Annotated in this window: 27 protein-coding genes; 25 read left to right on the top strand and 2 right to left on the bottom strand. The window is 42.5% G+C overall.

All coding sequences use genetic code 11. The annotated features are described in order from the left end of the window. Nucleotides 1-39 precede the first annotated feature (39 nt). Nucleotides 40-981 carry a TraB/GumN family protein gene (locus DFP94_RS08455; protein ID WP_114496034.1) on the bottom strand — a complete coding sequence of 314 codons (942 nt, stop codon included), beginning with the start codon at nt 979-981 and terminating at the stop codon, nt 40-42. A gap of 551 nt (nt 982-1,532) precedes the next feature. Between DFP94_RS08455 and DFP94_RS08450 the strand changes: the two genes are divergently transcribed. From DFP94_RS08450 to DFP94_RS08395, 12 genes are all read left to right on the top strand, one after another. Further along, complete coding sequence (locus DFP94_RS08450; RefSeq protein ID WP_114496033.1) at nt 1,533-2,018, top strand: DinB family protein; 486 nt, start codon at nt 1,533-1,535, stop codon at nt 2,016-2,018. Nucleotides 2,019-2,049: 31 nt separating this feature from the next. Next, nucleotides 2,050-2,484 (top strand): GNAT family N-acetyltransferase, encoded by a 435-nt coding sequence (locus DFP94_RS08445; RefSeq protein WP_114496032.1) that lies wholly within the window; start codon nt 2,050-2,052, stop codon nt 2,482-2,484. A gap of 32 nt (nt 2,485-2,516) precedes the next feature. After that, nucleotides 2,517-2,954 (top strand): NUDIX hydrolase, encoded by a 438-nt coding sequence (locus DFP94_RS08440; protein ID WP_114496031.1) that lies wholly within the window; start codon nt 2,517-2,519, stop codon nt 2,952-2,954. A gap of 33 nt (nt 2,955-2,987) precedes the next feature. Next, nucleotides 2,988-3,326, top strand: coding sequence for a hypothetical protein (locus DFP94_RS08435; protein ID WP_220270898.1), 339 nt, complete (start codon nt 2,988-2,990; stop codon nt 3,324-3,326). 80 nt (nt 3,327-3,406) lie between these two features. Continuing rightward, nucleotides 3,407-3,790 carry an RDD family protein gene (locus tag DFP94_RS08430; RefSeq protein ID WP_114496029.1) on the top strand — a complete coding sequence of 128 codons (384 nt, stop codon included), beginning with the start codon at nt 3,407-3,409 and terminating at the stop codon, nt 3,788-3,790. 179 nt (nt 3,791-3,969) lie between these two features. Beyond that, nucleotides 3,970-4,425 (top strand): NUDIX hydrolase, encoded by a 456-nt coding sequence (locus DFP94_RS08425; protein WP_114496028.1) that lies wholly within the window; start codon nt 3,970-3,972, stop codon nt 4,423-4,425. A 230-nt stretch (nt 4,426-4,655) separates the two neighbouring features. Beyond that, a complete protein-coding gene (locus DFP94_RS08420) occupies nt 4,656-5,408 on the top strand; it encodes a hypothetical protein (protein ID WP_114496027.1) in 753 nt (250 codons plus the stop codon). Between the two features lie 294 nt (nt 5,409-5,702). Continuing rightward, on the top strand, nt 5,703-6,350 hold the full coding sequence (locus DFP94_RS08415; protein WP_114496026.1) for a FusB/FusC family EF-G-binding protein: 648 nt from the start codon (nt 5,703-5,705) through the stop codon (nt 6,348-6,350). A 61-nt stretch (nt 6,351-6,411) separates the two neighbouring features. Next, a complete protein-coding gene (locus tag DFP94_RS08410; protein ID WP_114496025.1) occupies nt 6,412-6,834 on the top strand; it encodes a DUF6843 domain-containing protein in 423 nt (140 codons plus the stop codon). Between the two features lie 191 nt (nt 6,835-7,025). Next, the gene (locus DFP94_RS08405; protein WP_114496024.1) at nt 7,026-7,505 is read left to right on the top strand and encodes a DinB family protein; all 480 of its coding nucleotides are present in this window, start codon (nt 7,026-7,028) and stop codon (nt 7,503-7,505) included. 57 nt (nt 7,506-7,562) lie between these two features. Next, complete coding sequence (locus tag DFP94_RS08400; protein ID WP_114496023.1) at nt 7,563-8,057, top strand: hypothetical protein; 495 nt, start codon at nt 7,563-7,565, stop codon at nt 8,055-8,057. A 113-nt stretch (nt 8,058-8,170) separates the two neighbouring features. Further along, entirely contained in the window at nt 8,171-8,632 is a 462-nt protein-coding gene (locus DFP94_RS08395) for a GNAT family N-acetyltransferase (protein ID WP_425459248.1), read from the top strand. A gap of 208 nt (nt 8,633-8,840) precedes the next feature. Here the strand turns inward: DFP94_RS08395 and DFP94_RS08390 are convergent, their stop codons facing one another. Continuing rightward, the gene (locus DFP94_RS08390; RefSeq protein ID WP_342768234.1) at nt 8,841-9,698 is read right to left on the bottom strand and encodes a PocR ligand-binding domain-containing protein; all 858 of its coding nucleotides are present in this window, start codon (nt 9,696-9,698) and stop codon (nt 8,841-8,843) included. A 195-nt stretch (nt 9,699-9,893) separates the two neighbouring features. Between DFP94_RS08390 and DFP94_RS08385 the strand changes: the two genes are divergently transcribed. The 13 genes from DFP94_RS08385 (at nt 9,894) to DFP94_RS08330 (ending at nt 20,144) form a co-directional block, all read left to right on the top strand. Continuing rightward, the gene (locus DFP94_RS08385; protein WP_114496021.1) at nt 9,894-11,030 is read left to right on the top strand and encodes a glycerol dehydrogenase; all 1,137 of its coding nucleotides are present in this window, start codon (nt 9,894-9,896) and stop codon (nt 11,028-11,030) included. A 1-nt stretch (nt 11,031) separates the two neighbouring features. Continuing rightward, entirely contained in the window at nt 11,032-12,792 is a 1,761-nt protein-coding gene (gene dhaK, locus DFP94_RS08380) for a dihydroxyacetone kinase subunit DhaK (RefSeq protein WP_114496020.1), read from the top strand. Between the two features lie 108 nt (nt 12,793-12,900). Further along, complete coding sequence (locus tag DFP94_RS25455) at nt 12,901-13,071, top strand: hypothetical protein (RefSeq protein WP_181873073.1); 171 nt, start codon at nt 12,901-12,903, stop codon at nt 13,069-13,071. A 662-nt stretch (nt 13,072-13,733) separates the two neighbouring features. Further along, complete coding sequence (locus DFP94_RS08375) at nt 13,734-14,099, top strand: DUF4180 domain-containing protein (protein ID WP_114496019.1); 366 nt, start codon at nt 13,734-13,736, stop codon at nt 14,097-14,099. A gap of 47 nt (nt 14,100-14,146) precedes the next feature. Continuing rightward, entirely contained in the window at nt 14,147-14,653 is a 507-nt protein-coding gene (locus DFP94_RS08370; RefSeq protein ID WP_114496018.1) for a GNAT family N-acetyltransferase, read from the top strand. Then, nucleotides 14,650-15,219 carry a histidine phosphatase family protein gene (locus tag DFP94_RS08365; protein WP_114496017.1) on the top strand — a complete coding sequence of 190 codons (570 nt, stop codon included), beginning with the start codon at nt 14,650-14,652 and terminating at the stop codon, nt 15,217-15,219. Before DFP94_RS08370 ends, DFP94_RS08365 begins: the two co-directional genes overlap by 4 nt. A gap of 31 nt (nt 15,220-15,250) precedes the next feature. Beyond that, complete coding sequence (locus DFP94_RS08360) at nt 15,251-15,451, top strand: DUF4177 domain-containing protein (RefSeq protein ID WP_114496016.1); 201 nt, start codon at nt 15,251-15,253, stop codon at nt 15,449-15,451. A 368-nt stretch (nt 15,452-15,819) separates the two neighbouring features. Then, on the top strand, nt 15,820-16,296 hold the full coding sequence (locus tag DFP94_RS08355) for a GNAT family N-acetyltransferase (protein ID WP_114496358.1): 477 nt from the start codon (nt 15,820-15,822) through the stop codon (nt 16,294-16,296). A gap of 68 nt (nt 16,297-16,364) precedes the next feature. Then, nucleotides 16,365-17,012 (top strand): nucleoside/nucleotide kinase family protein, encoded by a 648-nt coding sequence (locus DFP94_RS08350; protein ID WP_114496015.1) that lies wholly within the window; start codon nt 16,365-16,367, stop codon nt 17,010-17,012. 66 nt (nt 17,013-17,078) lie between these two features. Next, a complete protein-coding gene (locus tag DFP94_RS08345) occupies nt 17,079-17,411 on the top strand; it encodes a YobA family protein (RefSeq protein ID WP_114496014.1) in 333 nt (110 codons plus the stop codon). A gap of 232 nt (nt 17,412-17,643) precedes the next feature. After that, nucleotides 17,644-18,504 (top strand): hypothetical protein, encoded by an 861-nt coding sequence (locus DFP94_RS08340; RefSeq protein WP_114496013.1) that lies wholly within the window; start codon nt 17,644-17,646, stop codon nt 18,502-18,504. A gap of 64 nt (nt 18,505-18,568) precedes the next feature. Further along, entirely contained in the window at nt 18,569-19,522 is a 954-nt protein-coding gene (locus DFP94_RS08335) for a peptidase U32 family protein (RefSeq protein WP_114496012.1), read from the top strand. Between the two features lie 37 nt (nt 19,523-19,559). Beyond that, a complete protein-coding gene (locus DFP94_RS08330; RefSeq protein ID WP_114496011.1) occupies nt 19,560-20,144 on the top strand; it encodes an AAA family ATPase in 585 nt (194 codons plus the stop codon). Nucleotides 20,145-20,305 lie beyond the last annotated feature (161 nt).

The raw sequence follows: 20,305 nt of genomic DNA, 5'->3' as shown, positions 1-20,305 counted from the left end.
CCGCCTTCTCTCCGCAAGGATAGTAGACGGGCCGTTTGCTTAATTATTTTGCATCATTTCTTTTAGCGTAGGGTAGTTGTGGATGGCGATGCCGCTAAACCCGGTATGGTTCGCCAAAAAATTAATGACCGTATTTAATTGCTGATTCATATAATCAAAGCCTTTGTGATAGTACGTAATTTCATTCGGGATGGTGTAGCCGTTGGGAGGACTGGTCTCCGCGCCAATGTAAACTTTCTTTCCTATACTCGCCGCATAATCGATCTCCGCCATGGATGAAGCGATTTGTCTCTCGGCCGTGTCACGATAGGCCATAATGGTTACGGTATCTACAATATCCAGTACAAAATAACTTAGCGGTTTTCTCTCCCCGCCGGTTTCTACAATGACCGGGTTCTCACCTGATGCATACCAGAACGGGATCGCTGCATTAAACTCCAAATGATCATCACTTGCAGCAATTTCATTCGCTATTCTCTTCAGAATCTGTAAATATTGGTAGCTAACGGAGCCTCTTTTCGTTTTAAATTCAAGCAAGGTATGCGGTTCAATGTCATATTGGATTCCGTCAAATTTGCTGGACGGGTGGGACATATTAAAGGAAAGCACTTGGCGAAGTTCCTGCAGCGCTTCGCGATGATGGCCTTCCAGTGCCCAGTTGGCTCTTCCGACAAGAGCAAACACGCGGATTCCGTTTTCATGCGCTCTTGTGATCAGTTCCTCGTAAGTTGCGGGTTGATCCGGCAATGTCTTTCTTGTCCCGATGAACAATAAGTTAATATCATGTTCATTCAAAAACTGTAATAACTGTGTAATCTCGTTGGAATCGGAAGCCGCTTCATAAAAATCCCAAACCCATAATGCTTTTGTATGGCCGTTATCCGCATGAACCGGGGAAGGGACTACGTTCATTAACGACAAACAAACCGCTAAAACTAATATACTTGCCATGGTTTTCACTCGGTTCTCTACTCCATTCATTTAAGTTTCGTCCACCTAAGCAAATTGCCTATTACCCGAATTAATCTATCAAAAACTAGATTATCATAACTATGGAGCCTGCCGAATGATCTGTTCGGACTAATGAGAAGGTTCATTTTTACGATTCTGAGGGGGACTGGCGTTGTACCTTTAGCCTATATCTATTTGGGATATAAAAATATATTAATGAAGCTGAATCAAAGAAACAGAGATTTATTGGATTTACGCATCAGGGCTTACATCCTTCGGTTGTCAGATGTATAATCTAGGAAGATATAACAGACAACAAACGACCCAGCCTAAGATAAGAGCTATCTAGGCTGGGTCGTTTCTGAATATAGTAAAATCATTCGATATACCAGAAAGGATCGGAGGAAGAGTTATGAGTATTATTTGGGAGAATGTAATTCTTCAATTAATTATACTTGCTATGTTAATATTTGCTATTTATATTTTAGTCTCAATTGTTAAGAAACGAAGAAAGTGAAGTAAAGTTAGGTACACATCGTATAACACCAGATTCAAAGTTTATAACTTAGGGGGACTGTAATATGCTGAAACTATTCGAGTATAACTGGCAAGTTCGCAAAGATTGGTTTGACTGGTGCGATACGGTGAGCGATGAAGAGTTGTTAAAAAGACGCACCGGCGGCATAGGATATATCCTTCCTACGTTATATCACATTGTGGCAGTCGAGTATGGCTGGATATGCGGCGGAATACAAGAAAAAACGATTGAAATCCCTCCGTTCGAGGAAGTGGCCAGTGTGCAGCAAATAAAAGATTTTTCTGCCCGTTGCCATGTGGAACTGGCTCCATTTGTCTATAATTGGAATGAAAGTCTGGAAGATTGCATTATGATTGATATTACGGATGAAGGGGAACGAGAAGCCCATAATTACGGCGAAGTAATGCGGCATCTTATTGCCCACGAGATCCACCATATCGGTCATTTGTCTATATGGTCACGAGAAATCGGAAAGAAGCCGGTTACTGCAAACTTGATTGGCAGAGGGTTATTCGATATTAAAAAATAACGATCGACATAATGAGAAAAGGAGAGCATGTATGATTACATTGAAGGAAATAGATCGAAACAATTTTTTTGATGTCATTAAGTTGAGTGTGGCTGATGAACAAAGGGATTTTGTAGCTTCAAATTTGTTTTCGCTTGCACAGGCTAAGGCATTTCCGGAATGCGTTTGCTTAGCTGTTTATCACGATGGTGTTCTAGTGGGATTTACGATGTATTGTATCGATGAAGAGGATCACGAATATTGGATTTATCGTTTAATGATAGATGCTAAGCATCAGTCAAAAGGCTATGGAAAAGCTGCAATGGAGAGTCTCATTGAACGGATTAAAGAAGATGTAAAACATCGGAATATATACATAAGCTTTGAACCGGAAAATGTTTGGGCAAAGCAACTATATGAAAAATTAGGCTTTGTAGCAGATGGCCGGGTGATTGATGGGGAGGTCGTTTATAAACTGGAGTATTAACTTTGTCCAATAATTGAGGAGATGCGATATTTATGCAAGTGATTTTTTATGAATTTGACGTCATAGATGATGAGAAGCTGAACTTTGCAGTTATTTTAACCCAATACAATGATCAGTGGATATATGTAAAACATAAGGAGAGACAAACTTGGGAGATTCCCGGTGGAAGGAGAGAACCGAACGAATCTATTGAAAACACGGCAAGGAGAGAACTGTATGAAGAAACGGGTGCGTTGACCTATAATTTATCCCCATTGTGTGTTTATTCTGTAAAGCGCGGTATTGACGATGAATCTTATGGTGCTTTATATTATTCGGAAGTTTTAGAGCTTGGTCCATTGCCTTCTGTGAGTGAGATAGGGGAAATAAGAATCATGCAAGGGTTACCAAGCGAATTGACTTACCCAGCCATACAACCAGAATTATATAATAAAGGATTAGATAAGTTATATTTTCGCGAAAACAAATAAACGAATAGAGTGAAGAAAAGAATGCGAGAAAAGATGGTTATTGATTCAATAAACGAAATAGTTGATTACATCATAAACTATGATTTATCAGAAACCGCAAAAAAAGAAATGATTAACTTGGAGAATACTATTGGTTTACACTTTTCATTAGGTATGCATATACGAAATAATTATGAACTCTCCGATGTAAACAAAGTGCCAAATTTAATTAAAGAGTACAGGCAACTAAATAATATCGCTATAATTAATTATGATGAAATAGATGAAGAATTGAGAGGATTCTACGAATTCATAGACGGTATGAGTGTAAATGAAGATGGTTTATCTTATTTTATAATTAATTTAATTTGGAGAAGAATTAAAAACGTATAGCGGGAGTGATCCTGCGGTCTATACCCAAACAAGGTCAGCCATGAGCACCGGAAGCCAAGTGAGCAGCCCATAAATCGTTTATTCAAGAAAACCCGGCGGCGACGCTATTAGATGCAATCATTGTCGGCATACCCTTAGCAATAATCTTTTATATCATTACTGGTGAAACCGATGGGGAACATGTAACGGAACTTCTATCCTTTTTGTATAACTTATTGCTGCCTGTTGTTTGGAGTGGATATACCATTGGAAAGCGTATGTGCGGGATCAAAATTAGAAAAGTGAAGGATCATTCTTCCCCCGGGTTTGGAACAATGTTATTACGTAACGTAGTTGCAGGTATAATTTATGGCTTGACCTTTGGGATCGGCATCATTATCAGCGCGCTAATGGTTGGGCTCAGAGAAGATAAAAGATCGATTCATGATCTCATTGCCGGAACGGAAGTGGTTTATTACGGATAATTTCATTCCATATTTATACGTATGTATTAAATTGAAATTTTACTAAGACAGCTGGCGGAAACAAGTAACGATCAGGGCATTCAGTCGTATAAAAAGGCTGTTCTATATTATTCTGATAAGTTAGACCAATTATGGGATTAGCGAGACTGAATAATACGATTAAATATGAGGTGACGGCTATGAAAGAGTACATTAAAGACATGCGGGAATTCGTTGGTAATCGCCCCATTTTGATGTGCGGGGCTAGTGTCATTATTTATAATCCGACAGGCCAAGTTTTAATGCTACATAGGACGGATAACGATAGCTGGTGTTTTCCGGGAGGGGCAATTGAGCTCGGCGAGAAGGTCGAGGAGGCAGCCGAAAGGGAAGCTTTTGAAGAAACAGGACTAACTATAGAAAATCTGAATTTGTTTGCTGTTTTTTCCGGAGAAGAATTGTATTATAAATATCCAAACGGGGATGAAGTTTACAATGTGGATATTGTATTCAAGAGTGATTCTTATCAGGGCGAAGTAAGATTGAATAATGAAGGAAAAGAGGCTCGCTTTTTTGATATCGATAAATTACCGGAAAAGATCAGTCCTCCAGTAAGACCTGTAGTTGAAGAACTGAGGAAAAGAAGGTTGGAATAGGAACTGCAAACAACTAACAGTTGATTGACTCGACGTGTTTGTGGAACACATTTTAGAGGGGGAGGAATTGCTTCCATGCCTCCGTTATATTTCTAATTTGCCGGGCTTTGGTTAAAGAATTATATCGTCCTCATTCCCTGCACCATCTTTGGAATCGTACATATAGCAATCACATGTTCTACTTATTTGAAGAGTTAAGTCACCTTTTGAATAGAAAGGATTGAAGCCATTTGAGATGGGAAGTATTATACACCCTATCCCTATCCCTTCTCTTATTCGTGTCATTAGTTGCATGCGGCATAAGTGTTGACAAAACGATCGGTTCGACTGTCTCAAAGGATTCGCAAATTTCGGATGATCAACCTGAACCGAAGAATGAAGTTACCGAGGTGATCCGCGAACCGATTAATTCGGGCATCGAGTACATCATTCCTTCCGGGTGGAGTCTATTTGAGATTAACGAAGGAGAGCCAGCCAAAGCAGAAGGGGATTTAAACAAGGATGGAATTTCTGATGTAGCAGCTATAATTATGAAGGATACGAGCACAGCCGATGAAGCTCCCCCGCGGTCGTTAATGATTGCATTTGGTACAGAAAATAACGGGTATTCTCTCTCGATCATTGCAGATCAAGTCCTATTAGCTGCGGATGAGGGAGGGGCTTGGGGAGATCCTTTTGAAAGTCTGACGATTAATCGGGGATCCGTCTTGATAAGTGAATACGGCGGAAGCAATTGGCGATGGTATAATAAATACCGATTTAGATACCAAGATGATGACTGGTGCCTGATCGGCGCAACATTCGGGGAGTATCACACCTTAACAAACACCCTCGAAAACGCCGATGAACAAGACTATAACTTGCTAACGGGTGACTACATTGTAAGATACACGGATGAGAACGGAAAATTCCACACGGAGAAGGGGAACAGGGGAAAAAAAGAATTGGTGACACTGCGAGAGTTTAATTTGGAGGATATGTAGTGTTGGCTCGGAAAAAATGAGCATTACCATGGAGGAAGCTCGGCTACTCCGTCAATAAATTGCACCTTCCGGGACTTGCTGCTATACTTTGCGTAAGATATGTGAATGGGGGTTATACCGATGGCAATACAGAATTGCTCATTAGCTAGGAAGACCTCATGCAAAGCCTGATCTAGGGCGGTACTTTGCGTGGGGTGCGATAGGATGGATTAAATCGCCCAAGCTTAACATTATCGTTTCTAATACGGGCTTTGCACCTTATGATCTTTCATTAAAATAAGGGGCTGAAGCACTATGAGTACAACATTTATTAGAAACCACCAATTTAATGTTATTAAGAAACAAGCGGAATTCCTTCAGAAAACTTTGACAACCGTCGCGGATCGGAGCGTCTTGGAAACCGTAAGATATCGTGCCGAGCGTAACATCATTGAGGCGTTTCCTGTTTTGACGGAGGATCAAAAGCAACTGCTGGGACAAATATCTTCTATCGAAACGGCATACGATTTCCAGAGATATCTAAGCACACTAGAGTCATGCTTAGAGCCTTTTCCACCGATTACGTTAAAACAGATTCAGAAGTTATTCCCTAAAAATAAAAAACTGAAAGTACCGGATCTGCAAGCGATCGACTTTCGATTTGTGACGTATCTGAGTTGGGTAGATATTGCCAGTAACAAATTATTCGTTGTTTATCCTTTCGAAGGAAAGTTCATTGGCATCGAGGGGAGAATTACGCCGACGAATAAGAAAGGGTATTGCTTGTTCTGTAATCGGCATCAAGAACTTGCATTCTTCTCGGTTAAGACCAAGCCTGCTAATGCTTCGCCGGACAATCTTTCATTCTTTGGCCATTACGTATGTTTGGAAAATCAAGGATGCAATCACAGCATTACCGACACGGGAGCATTGGAGAAATTCATTCTCTACGCCAGCAAATAACGCTATAATCAGAAACGGCTGCCCTTATCGGCAGCCGTTTTTTGAAGGGACTGAGTAATTTATGAAGCACTTAATCTTTGCTATTATTGTAACAGTCATATTAACCGGATGTACTTCCAAATACAATCGAGGAACCTATGATCTCTATCTGATCCCGGAAGGTTATGAAGGAACAATCAGAGTAACCTATAATATTAAAGGCGCTCCGCACCTCGAAAGAGAAGGAAAGTTTGATATCATTCAGGTAAGCCTAGATGGAAAATATGAAACTTCTAACCCCATGTATGATTATGGCGCGGTAATCGACCAGTATTATTATGTAGATAAGGAGGGAAACCGGACGGCGATTGATCCTTTATGTGTGCACGCAAGAGGAACCGGTGGATCCAGCAGCTCCGATGGCGTTGAAACGCATCACACTGAAATCGAAGTCACGCAAACAGCCTGCGGTGAAGATTTTATGCTTAACGGGTCGCTCAGGTAACCAGGCCCAATAAACATCTTTGCATGGAATGACAAAAGAATGGATAAAAACTCATAATGATGACCTTAACATGTTAGAAAATGCGGTGAATTTGATGACCCCTGCGTATTATAGTCTTTTTAAGGACGAGTATAATACAGAGAATGACTAATTATATTTGGACAATTCCATATTAAAAAGGAGAGATATCCATGATGGACGAGTTAATGAATCAATTTGAAGAATGGCCTAATTATCTGATTAAGATTAAGGATTTGAACTGGGAAACGCCTTTGGGAGAGGGAAAGTGGAGAATTCATGATGTAGTTAGCCATATTATGTATTGGGATAAATATTTTTTTGAAGCAGCGATCGAGTGTATTTTGCATGGTCAGGAATTAACTATAGAAAACTTTGACTTCGACCAGTTTAATCAAGGAAACATCGAACTAGGAAAGAATCTTAACAAAGATGATCTCACCCAGTTGACTTTAAAATATCGGAATGGAATCCTGGAAAGCATTAAATCCATGAATAATGATCAGATTTTACAAGTATATACCGATGCTGAAGGAAACCCATTTAATATCGAGAACTATTTAAGAGATTTTATCTGGCATGACAGACATCATATGAGCCAGTTGGAAGAAGCCTTAAATCGGGGGGACGTCGTAAACACGGAAACATTATAAGAAGTAATAAAAAATAGCATTGTGTTATGTTTTTCAAATTACTGAAGGGAGAAAGATATGAAGGTAAAGATCAAACAAGAAGAGCTTCAAAGCTTTGAATTGAGTTGGTTATGCATACGGCCCATGTTACATGCTGTTCGCGGGAAAGATCTCTCCATAAAATCCGAAATGTATAATCAACTGAACGAAGGCCAGAAGGGTATATTTCTGTTTTATTCATATCATAATCATGCCGATACATTGGCAGCTTTTTATTGGTTTTCTGCCTACAATATCAATGAGCTACGTTCATGGAACGGGATTAAGAACGGGGTTCTATATTTTGGGGATGGTAGAATGGCTGACTTATTAGACGATATCAAGCTGTTCATTGAGAAGCGTAATAAATCGGAAAGGCCAATAAGTCCGGGCGATTTAGAACTCGACCCAGCATTGTTTGATGAAGTCAGTAGGCTCTATGATAGCTATAACGAATGCTCAAAACATACCATTATCCGAATGAACGAATGGATACTTACCAACCAACCCGATTTTATAGAAGATTTCATCTGATTTTGGGAGGGAGTGGAGAGATTTTTGAAGAACATGAATATCCGTGCCGATAATGGCGTCAAAAATCTCCCTTTGAAAAAGGTAAATGGAAAGTCAATAAGAGACCGGGGGTTATCATGCAATTAACAATAGAAAAGCTGTTAGATAAATCTGCTGCACCTTATGATTTATTGTTACTCGCAGATCCTTCTAAAGTTATCGTTGACGATTACTTATCCAGGGGTACTTGTTATATAGCTTCATGGAACAATGAACGGGTTGGTGTATTCGTAATTTTACAAACTCGGCCGGATATGGCGGAGATCATGAATATAGCGGTCAAAGAGGCGGATCAAGGTAAAGGAATAGGCAAGAAGCTCTTGCTTAACGCCATACATTTAGCTAAGGAAATGAACTTCAAAACGATCGAGATCGGAACGGGCAATTCGAGTATTGCACAATTAGCTTTGTATCAGAAGTGCGGTTTTCGGATCGTTGGGGTGGAACCGGATTTTTTCGTAAGACATTATGTTGAAGATATTTACGAGAACGGCATCCAATGCCGGGATATGATCCGCTTGCGCATGAATTTATGAACGAAGCGAAGGGGAAAAGAAGCAATCTTATCATTCGGAAAATAAGCGAAAAGATCCTATTCTCAATTCAATTGTGTTTGAAGAACATGGCATGTTTGCCCACGTTGTATGTGGAAAGTAATTTAGCGGCAAAACCAACAAACCCTCCGTTAATTTGATTAACGGGGGGCCTTTTTTGCAATCCGACAATTATCCGTAAAGAAACAAATTACTTCGCGTATCGCCCGCTAATTATATTCCGGTAAACGGCCGGGGTGAGGTTCTCGAACTTTTTAAACGTTTTTATGAAATAACCGGTGTCGCAAAAACCTAAATCATCGCTTACCTGATTGATCGGCGAATCGGTAGACTCCAGCAGCTGTTTGGCCCATTCAATCTTGAGCCTGGCGATGAAAACGGAGAAATTTTCTCCCGTTTCTTTCGTGAAAATCCGGCTAAAATAGCTTGGGCTTATATGGCAAAGCTTGGCCATCTCTTTCAGTCTGAAATTTTCATGCTTATGCGTAAAAATGTAATCAAACGCGGGCTGCAGCACGGTATTCGAAGAGAGAAACTTTTGAGTCCCATTCTTTAATCTGCTGACGAACAAGGCGCCCGACAGTCCCTGTTGAATGTATTGAATTTTGCGGACCGCACGGTCCGGTTCAGCGATAGCTTCAACCGAAGCAGGCGGCTGTGTATTGGAGGTCAGCACTTTTTTGTACAAATCGATGGTGGTATGCTTTTGAATCGCCTCTTCCACGATATAGGTGCTTAACTGTAGCAGCAGGTCGACGCACTTCGTCACTTCATCGTAGGATAAGACCGGCAGTGCCTCGTATTCCGCTTCAAGCGCTTTAAACTTCCGGTTCGACTCGACATTGGGCGGACGTGATACGATCTGTTCCAACGTAGGTACGTCAGGTTCGCTGAGCTTAAGCTGTCCGGCCATGATCGCGCCGAGGTATTGATTGTCGATGATAATCGGAATGGCGATATCGATAATGTTGAAATGGCACAAATAAATATAGGGCTTGTTCTGACGAACCGCTTCCAGACCGGCGCGTGCATCGCAATATTCTCCTATGATCGTAATAGTAATAGTAATCCTACTGCATATTATAGCGAATAATTCTTCAAAGGAACAAGATAATACTATTTACCATAAGGATGACAAAAAAACACGATAAGAAAACGCTTTAATTGGACCTTAATGTTTCATGTTTCCTCAAATAACGCATCCTATAATTATAAATATAATCAACCGAGGAGGAATTAAAAAATGAGAAGAGCGTTTATCAGTCCGACTAAATATGTGCAAGGGGAAAATGAACTGTTGAATCTGGGGTATTTCGTTAAAACTTTTGGCGATTCCGCATTGCTGATCGCTCATCCCGATGATGTATCGCGCGTGAAGGATAAGCTGGAAGCCACAAAAAAGAAATTTAACATAACGCTTATTGAAAGCGGCTTCCGCGGGGAATGCTCACGGCAGGAAGTAACCAGATTACAGGCTCTGGCCAAGGAGCATCATTGCGCATGCACGATCGGTCTCGGAGGAGGCAAGGCGATCGATACGGCCAAATGCGTGGCCGAAGGCGAGGCGCTGATTATCGTTCCGACGATTGCCGCCACCGATGCACCGACAAGCCACTCGGCGGTGCTTTATACTCCGGAAGGCGAATTCGACGATTATGCTTATTTCAAGCAGAGCCCGAGCGTAGTCATGATTGATACGACGGTAATTGCCAAGGCGCCGACGAGATTCCTCGTAGCAGGGATGGGCGATGCGCTCTCGACCTACTTCGAAGCAAGGGCAACTGCTCATTCATATTCCAACGTCAATGCCGGTCTGCCGTGCGGTGTCCGCGAAGGCATTTGCGGCGAGGCGAAAGGGACGATTACGGCGCTGGGGCTCGCCAAACTCTGCTACGATACGCTGCTTGAGAACGGGTACAAAGCGAAGCTGGCCTGTGATCAGAATATTGTTACGCCTGCGTTAGAGAATATTATCGAGACGAATATCCTGTTATCCGGTTTAGGCTTCGAAAGCGGCGGTTTGGCGGCGATTCATGCGATTCATAACGGTTTGACCGCGCTGGAAGGGACGCATCACTATTATCATGGCGAGAAGGTAGCGTTCAGCACGATCGCTCAATTGGTGCTTGAGAACGCCGATCGGGCCGAAATGAAGGAAGTGCTGGATTTCTGCCTGTCGGTCGGCTTGCCTGTATGCCTGGCGGATATCGGAGTCGAGAGCGTAACCTACGAGGAACTGCTTGAGGTTGCCAAAAAGGCATGCATTGCCGAAGAATCCATTCATTCGATGCCATTCCCGATTTCGGAGGATGCGGTAGCCTCGGCGATTATGGCTGCGGATCTGTTGGGTAGTCAATACAAATCAAGTAAGGAGATTTAAGATGAAGAAGATTATGAACAAGCCGGAAACGTTGGTAAGGGAAATGTGCAATGGGTTTGTCCTGAGTCATCCTGAACTGGATTTCGACCCTAAATTCAAAGTTATATCCAAAAAAGAGATCAACCCCGATAAAGTTACGCTGATCAGCGGCGGCGGCAGCGGTCACGAACCGGCCCACTCCGGGTTTGTAGGGAAGGGGATGTTGGATGCGGCTGTTTGCGGCGACGTATTTGCTTCTCCATCTCAAATTCAGGTGTATCAGGCAATCCGCAACTCCGCTAGCAGCAAAGGAACCTTGCTTATTATCAAGAACTACAGCGGCGACATCATGAACTTCAAAAATGCGGCCTATCTCGCGAGCGAAGACGGCATTCAAGTGGACTATGTCAAGGTAGAAGATGATATTGCCGTCGTAGACAGCCTTTATACGGTAGGCAGAAGAGGGGTTGCGGGAACGGTTCTTGTTCATAAGGTGGGCGGAGCGGCGGCGGAAGCCGGGCTGTCCCTGGCTGAAGTAAAAGAAGCAGCGCAACATGCGGCAGATCATGTTCGCAGCATCGGCTTCGCTTTTACTTCCTGCACCGTTCCAGCCAAGGGATCCCCGACGTTCCAAATCGAAGATTACGAGATGGAATACGGCGTCGGCATTCACGGGGAGCCGGGAATCCGCCGGGAGAAAGCCGTGTCCGCGGATGAACTGGCGGAGCGGATGGTAACGTCATTGCTGGACAACTTGCAAATGGATGATCGGACCGAGCGGGAAGTTGCCGTATTGATTAACGGGTTCGGCGCAACGCCCCTGCAGGAGCTATATTTGTTGAACAATTCCGTAGTTCGTGAATTGACGGCAAGGAACAAACGCGTTTACAAGGTGTTTGTCGGTAACTACATGACCAGCATCGATATGGCCGGGGCATCGGTGACGATCATGAAGCTGGATGAGAGACTCAAAAAATGGCTGTCCGCCCCATGCGATACGCCGGCCTTGGCTGTGAAAGGACATTTTGAACCCGTAAACTATACCGAGGTCATCCGGGAAGAGAAGGCGGAAGGTGCGGTATCGTATACAAACAATACGGATGCCGTGGCGGCGGTAATCAAGAATAACCGCATGTCTTTGCAAAATATAGTCTATCTCATCGACCAAATGAGCGAAGTCATCATTGAGAACGAGGTTTCGTTCTGCGAACTTGACGCCCATGCCGGCGACGGCGATTTCGGGATGAGCGTAGCGAAGGGATTCAAGCAGCTAAAAAGGGAATGGGGAGAACTTCAAGCCCATCATCTCAACGATATCGGCGATTTCCTCGACGCCTGCTCTATGATCATTATGGAGCATTGCGGTGGGGCTTCCGGCCCGATCTGGGGATCCGGGTTCCGTGCTGCTAGCAAATATGCCGGCCAGAAACAGGAACTGTCCGTTCAAGAGGTGGCTGAGATGATGCAGGCTGTCGTTAAAGGCATCCAGGATATGGGCGAAAGATCGTTCGGCAGAGGCGCCGTCGTCGGAGACAAGACTTTGATCGATGCGCTCGTGCCGTTCGCGGATGCCTGGACGCAAAGCGCAAAGCAAGGCGACGACTTGAAGCTGGCGGCGGACAAGGCTGCGGAAGCGGCCGTACTTGGAGCAAAGAAAACGACAGATATCGTCGCGCGTATGGGAAGAGCAGGCGCGGTGGGTGAACGCAGCATCGGTTACCCGGATGCGGGTGCTTTCGCGCTCGGGGTTATTTTCACGGAGTTGGCCAAAGCGATGAAGTAGTCCATTTTGATCTGAAATTTCTTCTTCCGAGAATACATCGCATAAATAAGATGGATAACTCACATCCTATAAAGCAAATATTTACCTTTAAAGGAGATGAGGTTATCTATGGATAAACAGTCGAAGCAAACAACCGATCCTGCACCAAAGACAAACGAGAAATTGAACAGTACGCCCCACACCGGAAAAATGGATGCCGAATTTGCGGAGGAGCTCACCAGCAGCGATATTAAATCGGCATTCAAAAATCCAGTCACCGGCGAGGAGCGGTTGTATTAGCGAAAGTGGAGTTCCGATTCACTCTGCAGGGCTACCGCTCTTTTGGCGCCGGATCTATAATTATTTAAGAAGGTAAAAACAACCAAAGCCCCCGCCTAGGATAGAAGTTATCTTGGCGGGGGCTTTTTGGATTTGAGCAAATATAAGGGAGATGATAAGTTTGAAGAAGGAAAATTCATTTTTTACATTCCTTTTGCTTTTAGTCGCTGGAGGACGGTTCGGAATAAATCAGTATCGCGATCGAAAGCCGGACCCATTGTAGAAAGAGCAATAAGAGCCACCAATATTCAAATATATGAATAGATTCAAAAGCGAAGGATTATATTTACAAAGTGGATTATAATGGATTAAAATGGTTTGTTATTGACCAGCCCGACACCGGGGCTTGCCGATTGCTTGAAAAGCCTGCGAATGAAAGAATATAATAGCAGGTTTTAATCTTCCTATGAATACCGGCCGCATCCCCTGGAGGGGTTTTTTTACCTATTGAATCGTCAACCGGAGGATTTCCTATATGAGATCAATTGAACAAACAACAAGCAATTTAGAGGGAAAAAGAAAAATCATCTTCGGATCACCAAAGAGGTAGATGAAGAGCTTTTTAAGAAGGAACCGCTTGATATTCATATGGATAAAGAACTTTAAATTATGGAGGTATAACTATGAATATTAGAACAATCAAAGAAAATGGAATTGATATAGCCTTTGTTGATAGTCATGAAGAATTGATTACCGATGTTCAGTCTGCATTGGATCTTATGGCAACCGTAAGATATGAAGTGGGATGCGATCGGTTTATTTTAAACAAGTCGGTAATAAGTGAAGATTTTTTTGACTTGAAAACGCGGCTTGCCGGTGAAATCATTCAAAAGTTCATTAACTATCAAGCTAAAATTGCAATCATCGGCGATTTTTCAGTTTATTCAAGCAACAGTCTTAAGGATTTCATCTTTGAAAGTAACAATGGAAGAGATTTATTTTTTCTGCCAACAGAGGAACAGGCCATTAATAAATTGAGCAGGGTTTAAACAACGGTGGGAAATAAATAGAGTAACTAGAATTGGAGCGGGTAAACATGCGCCAAAACATAATTATTCGGGAGTTTGTGAAAGACGATTGTCACCAGATATCAACCATAATTAGCGACAACTTGATTCATGTGAATAGCAGAGATTACGGCGATAAAATCATTAATAATATGCTTAGCATTTTCACTCCAGAGTATATTATGGGCTTATCCAAAACGAGAAAGATGTTCGTTGCCGTAATAGAAGATATAGTCGTTGGGACCGCCAGTCTTGATAGGGATACTATTTATATGGTTTTTGTTGATAAAGACCGCCATAAGTCGGGGATCGGCCGGGAATTAATTCGCCATATTGAACGCATGGCACTGGATTCCGGGGTCGCAACGCTACAACTGCCCAGTAGTTTAACGGCACAAAGTTTTTACAAGAAACTTGGGTATCTAGATATGGATGTAGTTGAATCCGAGCAATATGGCAGGGATATTATTATGATAAAAAAATTGGATCGTCGTGATGCGGATTTGGAAGTTTCAAATGGACTGGAGGATTTATGAATACATATATCTACATGATTAGACACGGGGAATCGCCTAAAACAGAAGGAAATGATAGTACCCGAGGATTAACGGAAAAAGGGAAGGCAGATGCCCATCGGGTAACTGAATTATTGAAGCATGAGGGACTGGGCACGTTTATTTCGAGTCCATATAGCAGGGCTGTGCTGACGATCGAGGAGTTGGCTCATTTATCCGGTCAAGAAGTATTAGTATATGAAGATCTTAAAGAACTTCTTTTCTCCAGTGAAGATAAGATTGTATCCGATCAGGAAATATATCCCGCCGTACAGAAGATGTTTTCTGATCACGATTTTGCGCTGCCTGGAGGAGAATCGATTTCCCAATGCCAAAACCGGGCTGTAGCCATTCTGCGAGAAATACTTCAAACTTTCAGAGGTCAGAAGATAGCATTAGGAACGCATGGAGCCATTATGACGTTGATGATGGGGTATTTTGACAACCAATACGGATATGAGTTTTTAATGGGAACTTCAAAGCCGGATGTTTACAGGATGGAGTTCAAGGATGAAGAATTAATAGAAGTAAAGAGATTATGGACCTAAGAGAAATCATTGAAAAAAGGAGAAGATCTATATGGAACAATGGGAATATAAAACGATAAAGTATAAAACCGGTGGTTTTTTGGGAGGCAAAGTAGACGCCGAAGAATTTGAAGCCGAATTAAATCAATATGGATTGGACGGTTGGGAATTAGTCTCATGCTTCGATACAAGCATATCTCAAGGGCAATCCAGAGATGTCATCGTTATTTTCAAGAGAAAAAAGAAATTTTGACGTGTTCTCATACCCCCCGACAAACTAGCTTTGCATTGTAAGTGATTTCTATGCCGGACAGCATGAATCGAGTTCAAAAACGGCATGATTTAGGAATGAGGAAGCTATGGAATCTTATTGGAATGATCGGTTTAGTAACGAAGGAATGGTAGGGGGGAAAAAGCCGAGCAAATGCCATCTCCTGTTATGATGTTCTGCGCTTATTCCTGGAACAAGACAGAAAAAAGCTCATACAACATTGCGTTCAACAACTGAACGATGGCGGATTGATGTAGTTCACATGTTTCTCCGATGAGAATCACAGCAACGGGAGGAGCAAAGAATACATGCTCAGATATATTGTTGTAAAGAAGGGGGGCGCTAAACAGATGCGAATTGAGTTAAAACCCGTAAATCGGAACAATTGGGAAGAGGCACTCTCCCTTCAGGTCTCAGAAAGTCAACAAAGGTTTGTGCCTTCAGTTGCGGTATCGCTGGCCAAAATTTATATCAAGCCTGACGGAGATGAAGTGGAGTATATTCCTTTTGCCGTATATGACAAAGATAAAATGGTTGGTTTTATTATGCATGCCTATGAAGAGAAAACGAGTGACATGTATTGGATAAACGGTTTTCTAATCGATGCGGAAGAACAGGGGAAAGGGTATGGCGGAGCTGCCCTCCATGAAATGATGTTGTGGATAAAAAGTCAATTTCCGCAATGCAAAGAAATACGTCTTACGGTTCATAAGGATAACGACTTAGCGAAGAAATTATATGGCAACCATGGATTTGTTGAAACCGGAGAGTGGTTCGGCGAAGAAGAAGTAAGGAGCTTGAAATTAAAAAATTCCATGATATTATGAATGCAAATGAGTTAGGACTCTCCAACAGAGGCCTGGCTCATATTTTTTATTTAGGGGATGGTTGATAAATGAAAACTAGGGTTATTGCAGTTAGCGGTTACTCCGGAGCGGGTAAAAGTACGGTCGTATCACAACTATCAAAGTCATTGAATTGCCCGGCCTTGTTTTTTGATGACTACGCATCAAGAAGAGATTTTCCGAATGATTTGAACGCTTGGTTAAAAGAGGGTGGGGATCCCAATGCGGTTTCGACACCATTACTTCAAAACCACCTAATTCAATTAAGGAGCGGACAGCCGATTGAACGGGTCAAAGGGAACGGTTGGGCAAAAGAATACGGAATCGGCCACTCCGAAAAAGAAGTAATGACCATAATGCCCGGCCCATTGATCCTGATCGAAGAACCGTTTGGAGGAGAACGCAGGGAATTGAAGGATCTCATTGATTTTGTAATTTACCTGGATCTGGAGCCGGAAATCGCGCTAGCAAGAAGGATCCATGATTTAATCCAACATTTAAGAAATGATTCGGAAAGTTTGATTAACTTGCTGGATCATTTTTTATTTGATTATTTATATGGCGGGATCAGGGACATGTATTTTGAAACGGGAAAGAAGGTAAAAGCAAATTCTGATTTAATTATAGATGCAAATAAAAATATCGATGGTATCGTCTTGGAAATCTCGGAATGGATTGTAAAAATGCAGGGATGCTGATGGTATAATAAGGAAGACGTTCTCGCGAGATAAATCGGCAAGGAAAATGGGAGGGATAGCGCAAAGATGTATATGAAAATATTGCATATGCTCCTTGTTCTCTTACTCATTGGTGCGGGCTGCAGTCCGACAGCTGATCAGAAACCGGATGGGGAAGGCATCGTATTTGACGTGTCCGAGGGCAGAGTACTTATACTTGATAACGTCGATTCCAAGGATATCGGCGAAAAATCTTGGAATGAAATATTTGAGACCTATCAAGGTGGCGCTATTTGGTTGAAGACAAAGAATGCTAATTTGCAGGTTGGGCAGCAGGTAAGGTATTGGGTCGAGGGTGGCATCCATGATTCGTTTCCGAGCCAAGCATCCGCAAGGAAAATTGAAATTATAAAAAAATAGATCGTACGAGCTTTCAGGGTCTTTCGCCCCTTGGTCCGCAGATGTATAATCAGGGAAGAAAGCTCAACCAGCAAACGCTCCAGCCTATGATAAGAGCTATCTAGGGCTGGGGCTTTTCTTGTATACCAAACATTTCTGGTGACCCGGCCCCGCATGAATAAGGCAAGATGCTAATACAGATATGAGGGGGCCGCCTCGATTTGAAATCACGAGGAACAGGATCGGTGATGTGATGAAGACAGGTTTGTTTGTTCGCCACGTTGAAGAGGTTGATCTTCAAAAACTGAGGGAAAACGGGTGTGTCTTTCTTGGGGACGAAGGATGCGTGTATAAACTTCCTCATGAAGCCGAAATTATTCAGCTGAAAAATAATCTAGAACATGCAGAAATCCATATCATAACTCCTCTAGTATCCCAAAAAAACCTGCAATACGCTAAAGATACCCTCGATGAACTGATTTCCACCCGTCTCATTCATTCACTAACGTTTAATGATTACGGTCTGCTATACTACGCTGTAAACAAACATCCGAATAGCCACGTAAAATTTTATCTCGGAAGATTGCTAACCAAATCGTTCTCGGATTGTCCTTGGTCCGATCATCTAAACAGGGATGAGGATGACTCGATCAAAACATATATGAATGGTTTTGTGCTGAATGATCCAAGAAAAATAAACTTGTTTAAAAATATGGGTATTGTAGGGGCTCATCTTAACGTCAGCAAAAAGAACATCGAAGGTTTGAATGAGATTACCGAAACCGGACTCGAAGTTATCGTGCACTTGAATACGATCATCGGTGCAGCAAGCCGGATTTGCAGCCAGGCTCAATATTCTGCGACGCTTTTTCCGGATTGCAAGGAAGAGTGTGAACAACCGAGCGTACTTAAATTATCTAAATTGTGGAGTATTAAAGCGCGTGGATATGTTGATCCCAGCAAAGAAGTACAACAAATCGTACCCGACTATTATGTTTCGGGAAATATAACGTATTATCGAAATCCGGATCACCTGTTTTTATTGAACCGGTCTAGTTTATTCGCTTATGGGATCGTCGATTGTCACGTGGAGCGTTTATGCACCAATGGGTGACTTTTTTTACGACACGATATGTGAAAAATTTCACTAAATTAAATAATCTAAGTGAGGTTATTTTATGAAGGTTAAAGCTCCGGTAATTTCATTGGACTCGGCAAGAAACATGTTGGAGGCAGGTGCAGGTGAGATTTACCTAGGTGCTTCTTATGGGGCCTTTAAAAATATTTCGTATAGCGCACGGGGAAATTCGAATGTGTTCCATCCACAGATTACCATGGACAAAAATGAATTAAAAGAAACGGTAGATTTAGCGCATCAAAATAGCGCCAGCGTTAGCTTTTTGGCCAATCTTCCGCAGTTCAGTTTACCGAGCAAAGAAAGAGACGGCATGGAACGGAACTTTCTGGATTATATACAAATGGGTTTGCAATGTGGTATTGATAATGTAGTTCTAGCGGATCTTGGTCAGTATCTATTATTACGGGAAAAGAATATTGACATCCCTTGCTACGTAAGCGTTTACTTGGCTACGATTAACGCGGAGCAGGTGAGATTTTTTAGAGATCTCGGCTTTAAAAGAGTGACGCTCGAGTATCATATGTTGACGGAGGAAATCAAAGAAATTTGTCAGGTGGAAGGCATTGAGATCGAGGTGTTCGCGAATTTCGGCGGCTCTTTTTTGAATGGAAGGTGCAGCTTGTACCATAATCTGGGCGAATCTCTTGACCTGGGGTTTCCGTGCAAATCCAAGTATGACGTGATTACGCAAGGTTCCGTCGAAAAGGATTTTCCTTACTATGACAGCAACCTGTACTGTTCGCTTTGTAGCGTTGGAAAGCTATACGAAATGGGCGTCGCCACATTAAAAATAACGGGTAGGGAAACACCGGCCAACGTAACGAAAATCATCGTGAGAACCTATGCCAAGTGCATTAATTATCTGGAAAACAACATGGACGAGAGAACCGCAAGAAATTTAGCATTTGAAGAAAGCAAAGATTTCTGGAACAAATGGTGCTCCAAGAAAAGATGCAAGTATATCAAGAATAACGTTACTAATTCTTACTTGTGAAGATGGAAATAAGATAAAAATGGGGGTACACGACCAAATGAAGTTTATTATTCTGTTCGGCCCGCAGGCCGTCGGGAAAATGACAGTCGGACAACACTTGGCGGAACTGACGGATTTCAAATTGTTTCATAATCATATGTCCATTGATTTGGTTTCACAGTTTTTTGATTATGGTACTCCGTCCGGTAAACGGCTAGTAAACTTGATACGGCACGAAATCTTTGAAGAAGTTTCAAAAAGTGATTTGCCAGGCCTGATTTTTACTTACGTTTGGGCGTTTGACCTTCAAGATGACTGGGATTATGTAAAGCGGATTTCGGAAATGTTTGAATCCAGGGGCGGAACTGTCTATTTCGTTGAGTTGGAAGCCGAACTCGATGAAAGAATGAGACGGAACAAAGCCGCTAACCGGCTTGAACATAAACCGACGAAAAGAAATGTTGAAAAGTCAGAGAGGGATTTGCTCAGAACCCTTGAGGCTCACCGTTTGAACTCCTATCCCGGCGAAATCGCGAAAGAGAATTACCTGAAAATAAATAACAGCGATCTTGAGCCTGGCATTGTTGCACAAATGATCAAAGACCAATTTGGTTTTGACGGAAAAGACAAGGGTCAAGCATAACAACATACCAAAAGCAGCGCTGCCCTGTTAAGGGCAGCGCCAGATTGTCGAGAAGCCTCTGTACCTATTAAAGTACAGGGTTTCTCTTTGGTTTAGGCCATTTGGAAACAGAGGATTCTCCCTCGCGTCTCACGTCTCTCCAAGCGAGCCCGGCGGATCGC

It is taken from the genome of Fontibacillus phaseoli (assembly GCF_003337355.1).
GTDB classification, from domain to species: domain Bacteria; phylum Bacillota; class Bacilli; order Paenibacillales; family Paenibacillaceae; genus Fontibacillus; species Fontibacillus phaseoli.
Note: the sequence above shows the minus strand (reverse complement) of the source record. Positions and strands in the feature narration are given on the sequence as shown.

Excerpts from the sequence above, each read along its gene's own strand:
- DFP94_RS08455 (WP_114496034.1), bottom strand. The coding sequence starts at position 981 with ATGAATGGAGTAGAGAACCGAGTGAAAACCATGGCAAGTATATTAGTT.
- DFP94_RS08450 (WP_114496033.1), top strand. The coding sequence starts at position 1,533 with ATGCTGAAACTATTCGAGTATAACTGGCAAGTTCGCAAAGATTGGTTT.
- DFP94_RS08445 (WP_114496032.1), top strand. The coding sequence starts at position 2,050 with ATGATTACATTGAAGGAAATAGATCGAAACAATTTTTTTGATGTCATT.
- DFP94_RS08440 (WP_114496031.1), top strand. The coding sequence starts at position 2,517 with ATGCAAGTGATTTTTTATGAATTTGACGTCATAGATGATGAGAAGCTG.
- DFP94_RS08435 (WP_220270898.1), top strand. The coding sequence starts at position 2,988 with ATGGTTATTGATTCAATAAACGAAATAGTTGATTACATCATAAACTAT.
- DFP94_RS08425 (WP_114496028.1), top strand. The coding sequence starts at position 3,970 with ATGAAAGAGTACATTAAAGACATGCGGGAATTCGTTGGTAATCGCCCC.
- DFP94_RS08415 (WP_114496026.1), top strand. The coding sequence starts at position 5,703 with ATGAGTACAACATTTATTAGAAACCACCAATTTAATGTTATTAAGAAA.
- DFP94_RS08410 (WP_114496025.1), top strand. The coding sequence starts at position 6,412 with ATGAAGCACTTAATCTTTGCTATTATTGTAACAGTCATATTAACCGGA.
- DFP94_RS08405 (WP_114496024.1), top strand. The coding sequence starts at position 7,026 with ATGATGGACGAGTTAATGAATCAATTTGAAGAATGGCCTAATTATCTG.
- DFP94_RS08400 (WP_114496023.1), top strand. The coding sequence starts at position 7,563 with ATGAAGGTAAAGATCAAACAAGAAGAGCTTCAAAGCTTTGAATTGAGT.
- DFP94_RS08385 (WP_114496021.1), top strand. The coding sequence starts at position 9,894 with ATGAGAAGAGCGTTTATCAGTCCGACTAAATATGTGCAAGGGGAAAAT.
- dhaK (WP_114496020.1), top strand. The coding sequence starts at position 11,032 with ATGAAGAAGATTATGAACAAGCCGGAAACGTTGGTAAGGGAAATGTGC.
- DFP94_RS25455 (WP_181873073.1), top strand. The coding sequence starts at position 12,901 with ATGGATAAACAGTCGAAGCAAACAACCGATCCTGCACCAAAGACAAAC.
- DFP94_RS08375 (WP_114496019.1), top strand. The coding sequence starts at position 13,734 with ATGAATATTAGAACAATCAAAGAAAATGGAATTGATATAGCCTTTGTT.
- DFP94_RS08370 (WP_114496018.1), top strand. The coding sequence starts at position 14,147 with ATGCGCCAAAACATAATTATTCGGGAGTTTGTGAAAGACGATTGTCAC.
- DFP94_RS08365 (WP_114496017.1), top strand. The coding sequence starts at position 14,650 with ATGAATACATATATCTACATGATTAGACACGGGGAATCGCCTAAAACA.
- DFP94_RS08360 (WP_114496016.1), top strand. The coding sequence starts at position 15,251 with ATGGAACAATGGGAATATAAAACGATAAAGTATAAAACCGGTGGTTTT.
- DFP94_RS08355 (WP_114496358.1), top strand. The coding sequence starts at position 15,820 with ATGCGAATTGAGTTAAAACCCGTAAATCGGAACAATTGGGAAGAGGCA.
- DFP94_RS08350 (WP_114496015.1), top strand. The coding sequence starts at position 16,365 with ATGAAAACTAGGGTTATTGCAGTTAGCGGTTACTCCGGAGCGGGTAAA.
- DFP94_RS08345 (WP_114496014.1), top strand. The coding sequence starts at position 17,079 with ATGTATATGAAAATATTGCATATGCTCCTTGTTCTCTTACTCATTGGT.
- DFP94_RS08340 (WP_114496013.1), top strand. The coding sequence starts at position 17,644 with ATGAAGACAGGTTTGTTTGTTCGCCACGTTGAAGAGGTTGATCTTCAA.
- DFP94_RS08335 (WP_114496012.1), top strand. The coding sequence starts at position 18,569 with ATGAAGGTTAAAGCTCCGGTAATTTCATTGGACTCGGCAAGAAACATG.
- DFP94_RS08330 (WP_114496011.1), top strand. The coding sequence starts at position 19,560 with ATGAAGTTTATTATTCTGTTCGGCCCGCAGGCCGTCGGGAAAATGACA.